Annotated in this window: 14 protein-coding genes and 1 pseudogene; 13 read left to right on the top strand and 2 right to left on the bottom strand. The window is 62.3% G+C overall.

All coding sequences use genetic code 11. The features are described from left to right. The 6 genes and pseudogenes from G4923_RS19570 to ttcA all read left to right on the top strand — a co-directional run. Positions 1–310, top strand: a pseudogene (locus G4923_RS19570) (cation-translocating P-type ATPase); the annotation flags it as partial. Positions 311–445: 135 nt separating this feature from the next. Beyond that, entirely contained in the window at positions 446–634 is a 189-nt protein-coding gene (gene ccoS / locus G4923_RS19565) for a cbb3-type cytochrome oxidase assembly protein CcoS (protein ID WP_139743874.1), read from the top strand. After that, entirely contained in the window at positions 618–1,304 is a 687-nt protein-coding gene (locus tag G4923_RS19560) for a sulfite exporter TauE/SafE family protein (protein ID WP_163138054.1), read from the top strand. Before ccoS ends, G4923_RS19560 begins: the two co-directional genes overlap by 17 nt. A gap of 68 nt (positions 1,305–1,372) precedes the next feature. Next, on the top strand, positions 1,373–2,128 hold the full coding sequence (locus G4923_RS19555) for an FNR family transcription factor (protein ID WP_025327016.1): 756 nt from the start codon (positions 1,373–1,375) through the stop codon (positions 2,126–2,128). Between the two features lie 136 nt (positions 2,129–2,264). After that, positions 2,265–3,212 carry a universal stress protein UspE gene (gene uspE / locus G4923_RS19550; protein ID WP_025327017.1) on the top strand — a complete coding sequence of 316 codons (948 nt, stop codon included), beginning with the start codon at positions 2,265–2,267 and terminating at the stop codon, positions 3,210–3,212. Positions 3,213–3,279: 67 nt separating this feature from the next. Beyond that, complete coding sequence (ttcA, locus tag G4923_RS19545; protein ID WP_025327018.1) at positions 3,280–4,188, top strand: tRNA 2-thiocytidine(32) synthetase TtcA; 909 nt, start codon at positions 3,280–3,282, stop codon at positions 4,186–4,188. A 72-nt stretch (positions 4,189–4,260) separates the two neighbouring features. Here ttcA and G4923_RS19540 read toward each other — a convergent pair whose 3' ends face one another. Together G4923_RS19540 and G4923_RS19535 are read right to left on the bottom strand one after the other, a co-directional pair. Then, positions 4,261–4,938 carry a DUF2987 domain-containing protein gene (locus G4923_RS19540; protein ID WP_163138053.1) on the bottom strand — a complete coding sequence of 226 codons (678 nt, stop codon included), beginning with the start codon at positions 4,936–4,938 and terminating at the stop codon, positions 4,261–4,263. Between the two features lie 16 nt (positions 4,939–4,954). Beyond that, the gene (locus G4923_RS19535; RefSeq protein ID WP_163138052.1) at positions 4,955–5,713 is read right to left on the bottom strand and encodes a DUF2189 domain-containing protein; all 759 of its coding nucleotides are present in this window, start codon (positions 5,711–5,713) and stop codon (positions 4,955–4,957) included. Between the two features lie 270 nt (positions 5,714–5,983). Here G4923_RS19535 and G4923_RS19530 point away from each other — a divergent pair, with 270 nt between their 5' ends. From G4923_RS19530 to G4923_RS19500, 7 genes are all read left to right on the top strand, one after another. Further along, a complete protein-coding gene (locus G4923_RS19530) occupies positions 5,984–6,601 on the top strand; it encodes a glutathione S-transferase family protein (RefSeq protein ID WP_163138051.1) in 618 nt (205 codons plus the stop codon). A 208-nt stretch (positions 6,602–6,809) separates the two neighbouring features. Then, a complete protein-coding gene (rbsD, locus tag G4923_RS19525) occupies positions 6,810–7,229 on the top strand; it encodes a D-ribose pyranase (protein ID WP_163138050.1) in 420 nt (139 codons plus the stop codon). A gap of 21 nt (positions 7,230–7,250) precedes the next feature. Further along, positions 7,251–8,780 (top strand): ribose ABC transporter ATP-binding protein RbsA, encoded by a 1,530-nt coding sequence (gene rbsA / locus G4923_RS19520; protein WP_163138049.1) that lies wholly within the window; start codon positions 7,251–7,253, stop codon positions 8,778–8,780. Beyond that, entirely contained in the window at positions 8,777–9,745 is a 969-nt protein-coding gene (gene rbsC, locus G4923_RS19515; protein WP_043131801.1) for a ribose ABC transporter permease, read from the top strand. The genes rbsA and rbsC overlap by 4 nt, the downstream gene beginning before the upstream one ends. 34 nt (positions 9,746–9,779) lie before the next feature. Next, positions 9,780–10,655, top strand: a complete 876-nt coding sequence (rbsB, locus tag G4923_RS19510; protein WP_163138048.1) for a ribose ABC transporter substrate-binding protein RbsB — start codon at positions 9,780–9,782, stop codon at positions 10,653–10,655. Positions 10,656–10,760: 105 nt separating this feature from the next. After that, entirely contained in the window at positions 10,761–11,693 is a 933-nt protein-coding gene (rbsK, locus tag G4923_RS19505) for a ribokinase (protein ID WP_163138047.1), read from the top strand. Further along, positions 11,693–12,721 carry a substrate-binding domain-containing protein gene (locus tag G4923_RS19500; protein ID WP_163138046.1) on the top strand — a complete coding sequence of 343 codons (1,029 nt, stop codon included), beginning with the start codon at positions 11,693–11,695 and terminating at the stop codon, positions 12,719–12,721. The genes rbsK and G4923_RS19500 overlap by 1 nt, the downstream gene beginning before the upstream one ends. Positions 12,722–12,775: the final 54 nt, after the last annotated feature.

The raw sequence follows: 12,775 nt of genomic DNA, 5'->3' as shown, positions 1-12,775 counted from the left end.
TGGCATCAACGACGCCCCCGTGCTGGCCGGTGCCCATGCCTCCTTCGCCATGGCGGGCGGCACGGATCTGGCGAAAAACAGCGCCGACGCCATTCTGCTGGCCGACGATCTCTCCCGCCTGCTGACTGCCCGCGCCCTGGCGCTGCGCACCCGCAGGATCATCCAGGAGAACTTCGCCTGGTCCATCGGTTACAACCTGCTGGTATTGCCGCTTGCGGCCAGCGGCTGGCTGCCCCCCTATCTGGCGGCGGCGGGTATGTCCCTGAGCTCCCTCATAGTAGTAACCAACTCCATGCGCCTCAATCGATGAGCAGGCGCAGGAAAAAGCTGAAAATGTGGCCTGCCTCCGATGCAAGCCACATTTCTCGCTGATAGCGGCTGGCCCCCTGCCCGAACAGGGTTACCATGGGGGTCGATTGCCACGGATGAATGCAAGGTAGCTCCCATGAACATCATTTTTGTCCTGATCCCCATCGCCATCCTGTTCGTCATCATCGCGGGAGCCGTCTTCTTCTGGGCCATTCGCTCGGAGCAGTTCGAGGATCTCGACCGCCAGGGCTCCAACATACTGTTTGACGAGGAGCAACCCGCCACCAAGGGCAAGGATCAGCCGAGCGATGACAAGCAGTCTTGATCTGATGGGCGCCCTGCTGGTGGGACTGGCAGGCTCAGGCCACTGCATCGCCATGTGCGGTGGCGTCTCCGCCGCCCTCTCCATGGCCATCCCCGCCGGGAAACAGCACTTCTGGGGGCGACTCGGTTACCTGCTCAACTACAACCTGGGGCGGATCCTGAGCTATGTGCTGGCTGGCGCCCTGGTGGGCGGATTGCTGGCCACCACCAGCGAGCTCGGGGCAGGTAAACACGCTATCGCCGGCTTACGCCTCGTTGCGGCCCTGCTGATGATAGCGCTGGGCCTCTATCTCGCTGGCTGGTGGCAGGGGATACTGCTGCTGGAGCGGCTCGGTGCCAAGCTCTGGCCTCTCATCAAGCCGCTGGCCGGCAAGTTCATCCCCTTCACCTCGGCCTGGCAGGCGCTTCCCTTTGGCATGGTGTGGGGCTGGCTGCCCTGCGGTCTGGTCTACTCCATGCTGACCTGGAGCGCGGCGGCAGGCTCCGCCGGTGGTGGCGCACTTATCATGCTGAGCTTTGGTCTGGGCACCCTGCCGACACTGTTCGCCCTGGGGGGGCTGGCGGACAGATTGCGCTACTGGTTGACCCTGCGCAGCCTGCGCCTCGGCGGTGCCCTGCTGCTCATTGCCTATGGCCTGCATACCCTCTGGATCGGGCTGGCATCCTTTTGAAACCCTATCCAAAACGGATGAGTTGGTGGTAAACTTGTTTGATATAAATCAATTATTCATATGAGCCTATGATCCCGGACAAGAAACCTGGCAGACGTATTCAGAGCGGTGGCTGTGCAATTCATTGCCAGGATTGCAGCATCAGTCAGCTCTGCATTCCCTTCACCCTGAACGACAGTGAGCTCGATCAGCTGGACAGCATCATCGAGCGCAAAAAGCCGATCCAGAAGGGTGAGGAATTGTTCAAGGCCGGCGATGAACTGAAGTCGCTCTACGCCATCCGCTCCGGGACCATCAAGTCATACACCATCACCGAACAGGGTGACGAGCAGATCACCGCCTTCCACCTCGCGGGGGATCTGGTCGGTTTCGATGCCATCCACAAACAGGCACACCCCTCCTTCGCCCAGGCGCTGGAAACCGCCATGGTGTGCGAGATCCCGTTCGATGTACTCGACGATCTCTCCGGCAAGATGCCCAAGCTGCGCCAGCAGATCATGCGTCTGATGAGCAACGAGATCATGGGAGATCAGGAGATGATACTGCTGCTCTCCAAGAAGAATGCGGAAGAGCGCCTCGCGGCCTTCCTGCACAACCTCTCGGTACGCTTCTCCGAGCGCGGCTTCTCCGCCAAGGAGTTCCGTCTCTCCATGACCCGGGGTGACATCGGCAACTACCTCGGTCTCACCGTCGAGACCATCAGCCGTCTGCTCGGTCGTTTCCAGAAGTCCGGCCTCATCAGCGTCAAGGGCAAATACATTACAGTGCTGGATCACGTGGCCCTCGGCGTCATGGCCGGTGCCACTCGCCCAGCCTGCGGCTGATCACCCCCTTTCCCCTCTGTTGCCGGATCGGTTCACCCTGAAATTTGATCCGGCACACCTTCCCGTCTCCCCCCTTGGACTAAGCTGTAATGGCTAAAGAGTTGCCATCATTGGCGTTTTTGCCAAGGAGGAGAACATGGTCAAGTACCGAAACATTCTGGTGGTGATCAACCCGGAAGAGGAGCGCCAGATCGCGCTCGAACGCGCGGTCAAGGTCGCCGAGCTGGACGAGGGCGCCCAGCTGACCCTGCTCCTGACGATTTACGACTTCTCGTACGAGATGACCGCCATGCTGTCCGTGGATGAGCGGGAAGAGATGCGCCACGGCGTCATTGCCCAGCGCCGGGAGTGGCTGGACGAGATACTGCAACCCTATCGCGCCAGAGGGCTGGAGTGCGAGATCAAGGTGCTGTGGCACAACCGCCCCTTTGAGTGCGTCATCCAGGAAGTGCTGGAGCATCGCCACGATCTGGTGGTCAAGGCGACCCACAAGCACTCCTTCCTGCAAACCTTCATCTTCACCCCGACCGACTGGCACCTGCTGCGCAAATGCCCCTGCCCCGTCCTGCTGGTCAAGGAGGGTCATTGGCAGCGGGGCGGCAACATCATTGCCGCCATCAACTGCTCGAGCGACGATCTGGAGCAAAAAGTCCTCAATGAGCGCATCACCCGCGAGGGCGTCGCCATCGCCGATCTGCTTGGCTCCAACCTCTATCTGGTCAACACCTACCCCGGCACGCCGGTGAATGTTGCCATCGAGCTGCCCGAGTTCGACCCCAACGCCTACAACGACGCCATCCGCAAGCATCACGAGGACCTGCTGCGAGAGCATGCCGATCAATTCGGCATCAATCACATGTGGACCAAGGTGGCGGAAGGGTTGCCGGAGGAAGTGTTGCCTGACATGGCGGACGAACTCAAGTCCACCCTGATGATCATGGGTTGCGTCGGTCGCACCGGTCTCTCCGCCGCCCTGCTCGGCAACACGGCTGAACATGTGGTGGACAGGCTCAACTGCGACATCCTGATCCTCAAACCCGATGATTACAGCTGCCCCGTGGATGACAGGCGTCATCCTGCATAAGCGTTTCTTGCCCTCCCCCGGGACATGGCTATAATAAGCCGCTTATTTTTGTCCCGGGTTTGAGGCCATGCTAGAAGAGCTTAACGCCAAAGAGAAATACAGTTTCAACAAGCTGCAGAAACGCCTGCGGCGCAACGTGGGTCAGGCCATCGCCGACTTCAACATGATTGAAGAGGGTGACAAGATCATGGTGTGCCTGTCTGGCGGCAAAGACAGCTTCGCCATGCTCGACATCCTGATGAGCCTGAAGGCCAGCGCCCCCATCCATTTCGATCTCGTGGCCGTCAACCTGGATCAGAAGCAACCCGGCTTCCCCGAGCACGTGCTGCCGGAATACCTGGCCGCCCTCGGCGTCGACTTCAAGATAGTCGAGGAAGACACCTACTCCATCGTCAAGGACAAGGTACCGGAAGGCAAGACCACCTGCGCCCTCTGCTCCCGCCTGCGCCGCGGCATTCTCTACCGCACCGCCCAGGAGCTGGGCTGCACCAAGATTGCCCTCGGCCACCACAGGGATGACATCCTCGAGACCCTGTTCCTCAACATGTTCTACGGCGGCAAGCTCAAGTCCATGCCCCCCAAGCTGGTGAGCGACGATGGCAAGAACGTGGTGATCCGTCCCCTGGCCTACTGCAAGGAGAAGGATCTGGTGCGCTATGCGGAGGTCAAGGCCTTCCCCATCATCCCGTGCAACCTCTGCGGCTCCCAGGAGAACCTGCAGCGCAAGGCCATCAAGCAGATGATGCAGGACTGGGATCGCCGCTTCCCGGGCCGGATAGAGACCATGTTTACCGCCATTCAGGACGTGATCCCGAGCCACCTGCTGGATCACAAGCTGTTTGACTTCAAGAGCATCAACCGCGACTCCGGCATCATCGACGGCGGCGACAAGGCATTCGATCCCCCCGAGCTGCCGACCGCGCCCCTGCTCAACATCGATGAGATGGACGTGCTGGATGTGATAGAGGTGCGCTGAGCGCCCTGCCAACAACCACGAAAAAGGAGCGCCATGCGCTCCTTTTCTTTATCTGTCTGGCTCGAGGCGTCTTCAGCCCTTGTGCAACCAGGGAGTCAGTCGCAGTATATCTCCCTCAAGCTGCAACTTGCCCGCCGCGAAGTCTGCGAGCTGTTCGTTGCGAAGCAGCAGCTGGCCATCCAGCCAGGGGAGAGGCTGCTGACGGGCACCGTCGATGAGGTAGGCTGTGCCGCTCGGCTGCACCAGGGTCACCCGTATCCCCGCCATGTCCGGCAGGAAGTGCTTGCCGACCATGCCGGCCAGCTTGTCCAGCAGCGACTGCATCTCCTGCTGGCGTGCCACCACCTCGCTCACCCTGAACCCCTGACCATCCGATGCAGGGGGCGCATCGGCCATCACCTGCACCGACATGTCGCAGGCGGCGTGTGGTTCGGTCAGCTCCACCACCACGGTTGCCTTGTCGAGATTGAGATCGTCGTCATAGGGCAGGCGCAGCTCGCTGTCTATGGTCACCTCGGCGGCAACGTCCCTGTCCAGGGTCGAAACCCGGGCCGAGGAGAGCCCGCAGCGCTGGCCACTTTGCGGATCGGTCAGATAAAACCCCAGCCTGGCATCACCAAACTCGCCCTTGGCAAAGGTCTTCATCTGGCTGTAGAAGGTGCTGTATTGCAGATCCAGCGAGGGCGCCGCCACGCACAGCACCGGCACTATCAGCAGACTTGCCGCCATGCCATGTCGAACCAGCTTCATATGCCATCCTTTTGCATCACGCGTTGAAATGATCAGGCCCTTGCCCGGTGGCGGCATTGTCCGCCACTTCGGTCACCTCCACGGCAACCCCGCACAGATCCCGATAGAGGATCCCCTTGAGGTTGAAATAGAGGGGGGCCACCCAGATAAGGCCTATGCCCATGGGGATGATGGCCAGGAAAAACAGCGCCAGCATGACGCCATGCAGCAGCACTATGCTGGGCCAGCCGCGGGCGAACAGCTTGAGGGAGACCAGGATGGCCTGGGCCGGCGACAGGCCGCGCTCCAGCACCAGGGGCACGGTGAACACCAGCCCCATGCCCACCAGGGCTGAGGGAATGAAGGCCAGCATTACCGGCAGGCCCAGCATTTCAAACAGAGGGCCGAACAGGCTGGTGATCAGGCTGCCCAGCAGGCTCAGGGAGCCCAGACGCAGGAAGTGACGGAAGAAGTCGAACACCTGGTTCGGGCGAGCCCGTACGCCCACCGACTGCTGCAACCCCAACATGTCGAGGGAAGAGGTCATGGGAGACATGATGACGGTGATAAGCAGGCTCAATATCAGAGCCATGTCCATGTCACCCCCTTCCTGGCTGACATAGGGGGCCAGCAGGGTGTTGCTCAGCAGGATCCAGATTGCCATGACCCCGGCGATGGCCAGCGTCAGACCGAAACCGGTGCGGCGGGTCTGTTGCCAGGCCTCTTTCAACACCCCTTGCAGGTCCAGACGGTATCCCTGGCTGAGGGACTGTTCGAGGGTTCCACCGATCCGCATTCTATTACTCAATTGACTATCCAACATTCAAAAGCGACTGTTCCAAGGTGGCACATTATAGCGGTTTGACCGGGCATGCGTAGTCGTTTTTCCTGTTATCTTCCGTTCAGAAAGCCATTGATTTCACTGACAAGCGCGCTGTTACCCTGCCCTCTGTTTGTGCCCCGGTCGCCTGGCTTGGCCCTGGCCCGCCATGGGCGTAGGATGGATGGCCAAGACTCGACAGACTCGCGCACTTCATCCCGGATCACCCACACAAGGAAAGCTGCAATGTCCGAACTGACGCTCTATCTCGCCCCCGGTACCTGTGCCATGGCGGTGCGCATCGCCCTGGTGGAAGCCGGTGCCCCGCACCAGATCAAGCGCCTCGATCTCGCCGCCGGGGAGCAACGCACCCCCGCCTACCTTGCCATCAACCCCAAGGGGCGGGTGCCGGCCCTGGTGACGGAGCGCGGCGTGCTGACCGAAACCCCGGCCCTGCTGCTCTACGTGGCCCAGCGTTTCCCCGATGCCGGGCTCGCCCCCCTGGACGACCCCTTCCTGCTGGCCAGGATGCAGGAGGTGCACAGCTTCCTCGCCTCGACGGTGCACGTCTCCCATGCCCATGGCCGCCGCGGCAGCCGCTGGGCCGATGACGAGCACGCCATCGCCGCCATGAAGGCCAGGATGCCCCAGAACATGCGCGAGGGTTTTGCCGAGATAGAGCACCACTATCTGGCCGGCCCCTGGGTGCTGGGGGAGCATTTCAGTCTGGCCGACATCTACCTGTTCGTGGTGGCCAGCTGGCTTGCGAGCGACGGGGTCGCCATCGACGAGTTTCCCAAGGTGGCGGCCCATACCAGGCGCATGCTGGCGCGCCCCGCCGTGCAGCAAGCCCTCCTCCTCTGACCCCTTCTTTCCGTGGTACGGGTGCTCTTCTGGCACCCGTTTTTCCCTCCGACGGCCGGATCACTGAGATCGTTTTCACATTTTCGTCATCTGTTCCTAGACCCGTTAACGGTTAGCGCCTATCTTTCGCCTCAACGACGCAACCGGTTGCGTAACCGGTTGCCCAGATAAATATCGACATGCGGTCCCCATGCCGCCGAGGTGTTGTATGAAACGAGGCAAGCTGCTCAATGCTCCCCTGAGTGCCCTGGTGGCACAGATGGGCCACACCGACGAGATCACCGTCTGCGATGCGGGCCTGCCCATTGCGGCAGGTCCGGAGCGCATCGATCTGGCGCTGATGGCGGGGACTCCCAGCCTTGAAACCGTGCTGACCGCCCTGCTCACCGATCTGGTGGTGGAGAAGGTGATCATGGCAAGCGAAATAAAATTGATCAGCCCGGATGCCCATCAGACACTGGTTGCGCAGCTAGAGGCCCACGCCTTGGCCCAGGGCAAGCCCATCACCATCGAATACTGCCTGCACGAGGCGTTCAAGACCCGCTCCCGCCAGAGCAAGGCTGTGGTACGCAGCGGCGAGGTGACTCCCTACGCCAACATTATTCTCTGCGCCGGTGTGGCGTTTTAAGCCTCTTCAAGGAAGCTGCAAATGAGCACAACCTCCTCCCCCTCACCCATTCTCGAGCTCACCGGGATCGTCAAGACCTTCCCCGGTGTGCGCGCCCTCGACGAAGCAGGTCTGCGAGTCTATCCGGGCCAGGTGATGGCCCTGCTCGGTGAAAATGGCGCCGGCAAATCCACCCTGATGAAGGTGCTGACCGGCATCTATCAGGCCGATGCGGGCACTATCAGCTACCGCGGCCAGCCGGTCCACTTCAAGGGCCCGCGCGACTCCCAGGATCAGGGGATCAGCATCATCCACCAGGAGCTGAACCTGCTGCCGGAGTTGTCGATTGCCGCCAACATCTTCCTCGGCCGCGAGCCGCGCACCCGCTTTGGCAACATAGATCACAAACAGTTGCGTGAGCGGGCAAGCACCCTGCTGGCCCGTCTCGGCGTCAAGCACGGACCGGACACCCGGCTCGGGGATCTGTCGATTGGCGAGCAGCAGATGGTGGAGATCGCCAAGGCGCTGTCGTTCGATGCCAGCGTCATCATCATGGACGAGCCCACAGATGCCCTGACCGACACAGAGACGGAGCAGCTGTTCGTGGTCATCCGCGAGCTGCGCCAGCAGGGCTGCGGCATCGTCTACATCTCCCACCGTCTCAAGGAGATCTTCCAGATCTGCGACAGCGTCACCGTGCTGCGGGACGGCAAGTGGATCGGCGAGCAGGCGGTGAGCGAGCTGGACGAAGACAGGATCATCGAGATGATGGTGGGCCGCCGGCTGGAGGAGCAATACCCGCGCCTTGTGCGCGAGCTCGGCCCCGTCAGCCTGCAGGTGAAAGATCTGGCCGGTCCCGGCGTGCGCGGGGTGAGCTTCTCCCTGCGCCAGGGGGAGATCCTCGGCTTCAGCGGCCTGATGGGCTCTGGCCGTACCGAGCTGATGAAGCTCATCTATGGCGCCAGCCCCATCAGCAGTGGCGCTGTCGAGGTCGATGGCAAGGTGCTGGTACCGCGCACCCCGGCCGACGGATTGGCCGCCGGCATCGCCTATATCTCCGAGGATCGCAAGGGAGATGGCCTGGTGCTGGAGCTGTCGGTGCGTGAAAACATGAGCCTCTGCGCCCTCGGCGAGTTCATCAGTCACGGCAAGATTGACGGCAAGGCCGAGCGCCAGGCGGTGAGCGACTATGTGCGCCTGTTCAACATAAAGACCCCGAGTCAGGATCAGCTGATAAAGCTGCTCTCAGGTGGCAACCAGCAGAAGGTGGCCATCGCCAAGGGGCTGCTGACAAGGCCCAAGGTGCTGATCCTGGACGAGCCTACCCGGGGCGTCGACGTGGGGGCCAAGAAGGAGATCTACCAGCTCATCAACCAGTTCAAGAAGGAGGGGATGAGCATCATCCTGGTCTCCTCCGAGATGCCGGAAGTGCTCGGCATGAGTGATCGCATCCTGGTGATGCACGAAGGGCGCATCAGCGCAGAGTTCAACACCCGCGAGGCCAATCAGGAGAAACTGATGGCGGCGGCAGTCGGCAAACAGTGGCAAGCAGAGCAAGAGGCAGCACAATGACAACCCAAACCCTTCCCCGCCGTGGCGTCATGAGCAAGGCCTGGTGGATCGAGAACAAATCCCTGGTGGCGCTGCTGGTGCTGATCGGCGTGGTCTCCTTCCTGAGCCCGAACTTCTTCACCGCCGACAACCTGCTCAACATACTGCGCCAGACCTCGGTCAACGCCATCATGGCGGTCGGCATGACGCTGGTCATCCTCACCGCCGGCATCGATCTGTCGGTCGGCTCCGTGCTGGCCCTGTGCGGCGCCCTGGCGGCGACCATGGTGGCCATGGAGCTGCCGATCTGGCTGGTGGTGCCCCTCACCCTGGGTGCCGGTGCCCTGCTCGGCGGCGTCAGCGGCCTCATCATCGCCAAGGGCAAGGTGCAGGCCTTCATCGCCACCCTGGTGACCATGACGGCCCTGCGCGGCGTCACCATGGTCTACACCGAGGGACGTCCCATCTCCACCGGCTTCAGCGACGGCGCCGATCACTTCGCCTGGCTGGGGACCGGCTACCTGTTCGGTCTGCCGGTGCCCATCTGGCTGATGGCCATCGTCTTCCTGCTGGCCTGGTACCTGCTCAACCACACGCGCCTCGGCCGTTACATCTATGCCCTGGGCGGCAACGAGTCGGCCACCCGCCTCTCCGGCATCAACGTGGCCCGGGTCAAGCTCGCAGTCTACGGCCTGTGCGGCATGCTGTCGGCCCTGGCCGGGCTCATCGTCACCTCCCGCCTCTCGTCGGCCCAGCCGACCGCCGGCATGGGGTACGAGCTGGATGCCATCGCCGCCGTGGTGCTGGGTGGCACCAGTCTGATGGGGGGCAAGGGCCGCATCATGGGGACCCTCATCGGGGCCCTCATCATCGGCTTCCTCAACAACGCCCTCAACCTGCTCGACGTCTCGTCCTATTACCAGATGATCGCCAAGGCCAGCGTCATTTTGCTCGCCGTGATGATCGATAACAAAAGCAATCGTTAATAACGTAAGCCATGCACACACAAGGAATGAAATGATGAAAAAGCTCAATACCCTGCTCGCTGCCGCCATCATGTCCGTGCTGGGTACCGCCCAGGCCGCCGATCAGACGCTGGCCATGGTGGTCTCCACCCTCAACAACCCCTTCTTCGTCACCATGAAGGAGGGGGCCGAAGCCAAGGCCAAGGAGCTTGGTTACGAGTTGGTGGTGCTGGACTCCCAGAATGACCCGGCCAAGGAGCTCTCCAACGTGGAAGATCTCACCGTGCGCAAGATCAATGCCATCCTGATCAACCCCACAGACTCCGAAGCCGTGGGCAACGCCATCCGCCTGGCCAACAAGGCCAATATCCCGGTGCTGACCCTGGACCGCGGCGCGGCCCAGGGTGAGGTCAAGGCCCACATCGCCTCCGACAACGTGGCCGGTGGCAAGCTGGCCGGTGACTTCATCACCGAGAAGCTGGGGGCAGGCACCAAGGTGATCCAGCTCGAAGGGATAGCCGGTACCTCCGCCGCCCGTGACCGTGGCGAAGGGTTTGCTCTGGCCGTTGCCGCCAACAAGTTGCAGGTGCTGGCTTCCCAGCCGGCCGACTTTGACCGCACCAAGGGTCTGAACGTCATGGAGAACCTGCTGGCGGCCCACCCGACCGTGCAGGCGGTGTTCGCCCAGAACGACGAGATGGCGCTGGGTGCCATCCGCGCCGTGCAGGCGGCCGGCAAAGAGGTGATGATAGTCGGCTTCGACGGCACCGACGATGGCAAGGCGGCGGTAGCCAAGGGTAAACTGGCCGCCACAGTAGCTCAGCAGCCGGCACTGATCGGTGCCATCGGCGTGGAAACCGCCGACAAGGTGCTCAAGGGCCAGCCGGTGGAGAAATCCATCCCGGTACCGCTGCAAATCGTCAGCAAGTAAGCAGGACGGGGGAGGTTCGCCTCCCCCTTTGTCTCCTGTGCGCAGGCAGAGCCTCCCGGCTTGGGCTCACTCAAGCCAAGATGTTCTCAATCAAGGGTGATCGATATGAATCGTCTCGTAGTTCTCGGCAGCGTCAATGCGGATCATGTGCTGCGCGTCCCCCACTTTCCCCGTCCCGGTGAAACCCTGACCGGTCACAGTTACCAGGTGGTCCCCGGTGGCAAGGGGGCCAACCAGGCGGTGGCCGCCGCCCGCCTCGGGGCCGCCGTCTCCTTTATCGCCCGCATCGGCGATGACGCCATCGGCCGTCAGATGAAAACGGGTTTTGCCAACGACGGCATTGACGTGAGCGCCGTCGAACTCGACGACAAGCTCCCCACCGGCATCGCCATCATCTATGTGAGCGACGAGGGGGAGAACAGCATAGGCCTCTCCACCGAAGCCAACGGCGCCCTCGACATCGCCATGGTCAAGCGCCATGAGGCCATGATCGCGGGCGCCCACACCCTGCTGCTGCAGCTGGAAGTGCCGCTTGAAAGCGTGTTTGAAGCCGCCAAGCTGGCTAGATCCCACGGCACCCGGGTGGTGCTCAACCCGGCGCCCGCCCAGCCACTCTCGGCCGATCTGCTGGCGTTGGTGGATCTCATCACCCCCAACCAGACCGAGGCCGAGCTGCTGACCGGTGTCAAGGTGACGGGCGAGGCGAGCGCGGCAGAGGCGGCGGCCCGTTTCCACCAGATGGGGATTGCGGATGTGATGATCACCCTAGGGTCCCAGGGGGTCTATTGCAGCAACGGCCAGCAGCAGGCGCTCATTCCGGGCTTCCGGGTCGAGGCGGTGGACACCACGGCCGCAGGCGACACCTTCAACGGCGCCCTGCTGGCCGCCGAGCTGGCCGGTGCCGATTTCAAGGCCGCTGTGCGCTTCGCCCACGGGGCGGCGGCGCTTTCGGTGACCCGCTTCGGGGCCCAGAGCTCGATCCCGGGCAAGCAGGAGGTCGACACCTTCCTCCAGTCCCAAGCGGCGCAGGGGCACTGATGGCCAACATCAAGGAAGTGGCGGCGCGGGCGGGGGTCTCCACCACCACTGTCTCCCACGTCATCAACGAGACCCGTTTCGTCGCAGAAGAGACCCGGGAGCGGGTCTTCAGTGCCATGCGCGATCTCAACTACGCCCCCAGCCTGGTAGCCCGCAGCCTCAAGGTGAAGGAGACCAACAGCATCGGCATGCTGGTCACCACCTCCAGCAACCCCTTCTTCGCCGAGGTGGTGCGCGGGGTGGAACGCTACTGCTTCGAGCAGGGTTACAACCTGATGCTGGGCAACACAGAGGGGCAGGCCGAAACCGCCCTCTCCTACCTCAAGATGATGCTCAGAAAACGAGTGGATGGCCTGCTGATCATGTGCAGCGAGGGGCAGCAGGAGGTGTTCAACCAGCTAGACTGGCTCAAGAGCCTGCCTGTGGTGGTGATGGACTGGGGCATGGAGAGCAAGGAGGTGGATCTCATCGCCGACAACTCCCATCGCGGCGGCTATCTGGCGACCCGTCATCTGCTGGCGCTGGGCCACACCGATATCGGCTGCATCACAGGGCCCCACAGCCGCGCCCCCGCCAACCAGCGCCTGGCGGGCTTCGAGCAGGCGATGCAGGAGGCGGGGCTCACCGTCAATCCAGGCTGGATCCAGGAGGGGGATTTCGATTGCGCCAGTGGTTTCAGCGCCATGGAGCGGCTGCTTGCCCTGCCTGCACGCCCCAGCGCCCTGTTTGTGTGCAACGACATGATGGCCATGGGGGTCATCAGCTCCGCCCATCGCGCCGGGCTTCAGATCCCGCGGGATCTCTCCCTCGTCGGCTATGACAACGTGGCACTGGCCCAGTATATGTCCCCGCCGCTGACCACCATCAATCAACCCAAGGAGGAGCTGGGTCGCCTCGCCGTCACCCGGCTACTGGCACGGATCAATGGCGACCAAATTGATAACCGTATGATCACCGTGGACCCTGACCTGGTGATCAGAGACTCCTGCGCCCCCTTGTCGCCCTCCACCGACCCCCAGCAGCATTGATTTTCGCACAATGACAAGGGCGGCCGAGGCCGCCCTTGTCATTCTCGAACCGTC

Origin of the sequence: Aeromonas rivipollensis (genome assembly GCF_010974825.1) — a bacterium.
In the GTDB taxonomy this organism is placed as follows: Bacteria; Pseudomonadota; Gammaproteobacteria; order Enterobacterales; family Aeromonadaceae; genus Aeromonas; species Aeromonas rivipollensis.
The sequence above is the reverse complement of the archived record's forward strand: the minus strand, read 5'-3'. Positions and strand labels throughout refer to the sequence as shown.

Coding starts and splice junctions, on each gene's coding strand:
- G4923_RS19535 (WP_163138052.1), bottom strand. CDS start 5,713: ATGCGGATCGGTGGAACCCTCGAACAGTCCCTCAGCCAGGGATACCGT.
- uspE (WP_025327017.1), top strand. CDS start 2,265: ATGGTCAAGTACCGAAACATTCTGGTGGTGATCAACCCGGAAGAGGAG.
- G4923_RS19560 (WP_163138054.1), top strand. CDS start 618: ATGACAAGCAGTCTTGATCTGATGGGCGCCCTGCTGGTGGGACTGGCA.
- G4923_RS19530 (WP_163138051.1), top strand. CDS start 5,984: ATGTCCGAACTGACGCTCTATCTCGCCCCCGGTACCTGTGCCATGGCG.
- rbsK (WP_163138047.1), top strand. CDS start 10,761: ATGAATCGTCTCGTAGTTCTCGGCAGCGTCAATGCGGATCATGTGCTG.
- rbsB (WP_163138048.1), top strand. CDS start 9,780: ATGAAAAAGCTCAATACCCTGCTCGCTGCCGCCATCATGTCCGTGCTG.
- ccoS (WP_139743874.1), top strand. CDS start 446: ATGAACATCATTTTTGTCCTGATCCCCATCGCCATCCTGTTCGTCATC.
- ttcA (WP_025327018.1), top strand. CDS start 3,280: ATGCTAGAAGAGCTTAACGCCAAAGAGAAATACAGTTTCAACAAGCTG.
- G4923_RS19540 (WP_163138053.1), bottom strand. CDS start 4,938: ATGAAGCTGGTTCGACATGGCATGGCGGCAAGTCTGCTGATAGTGCCG.
- rbsC (WP_043131801.1), top strand. CDS start 8,777: ATGACAACCCAAACCCTTCCCCGCCGTGGCGTCATGAGCAAGGCCTGG.
- rbsD (WP_163138050.1), top strand. CDS start 6,810: ATGAAACGAGGCAAGCTGCTCAATGCTCCCCTGAGTGCCCTGGTGGCA.
- rbsA (WP_163138049.1), top strand. CDS start 7,251: ATGAGCACAACCTCCTCCCCCTCACCCATTCTCGAGCTCACCGGGATC.
- G4923_RS19555 (WP_025327016.1), top strand. CDS start 1,373: ATGATCCCGGACAAGAAACCTGGCAGACGTATTCAGAGCGGTGGCTGT.
- G4923_RS19500 (WP_163138046.1), top strand. CDS start 11,693: ATGGCCAACATCAAGGAAGTGGCGGCGCGGGCGGGGGTCTCCACCACC.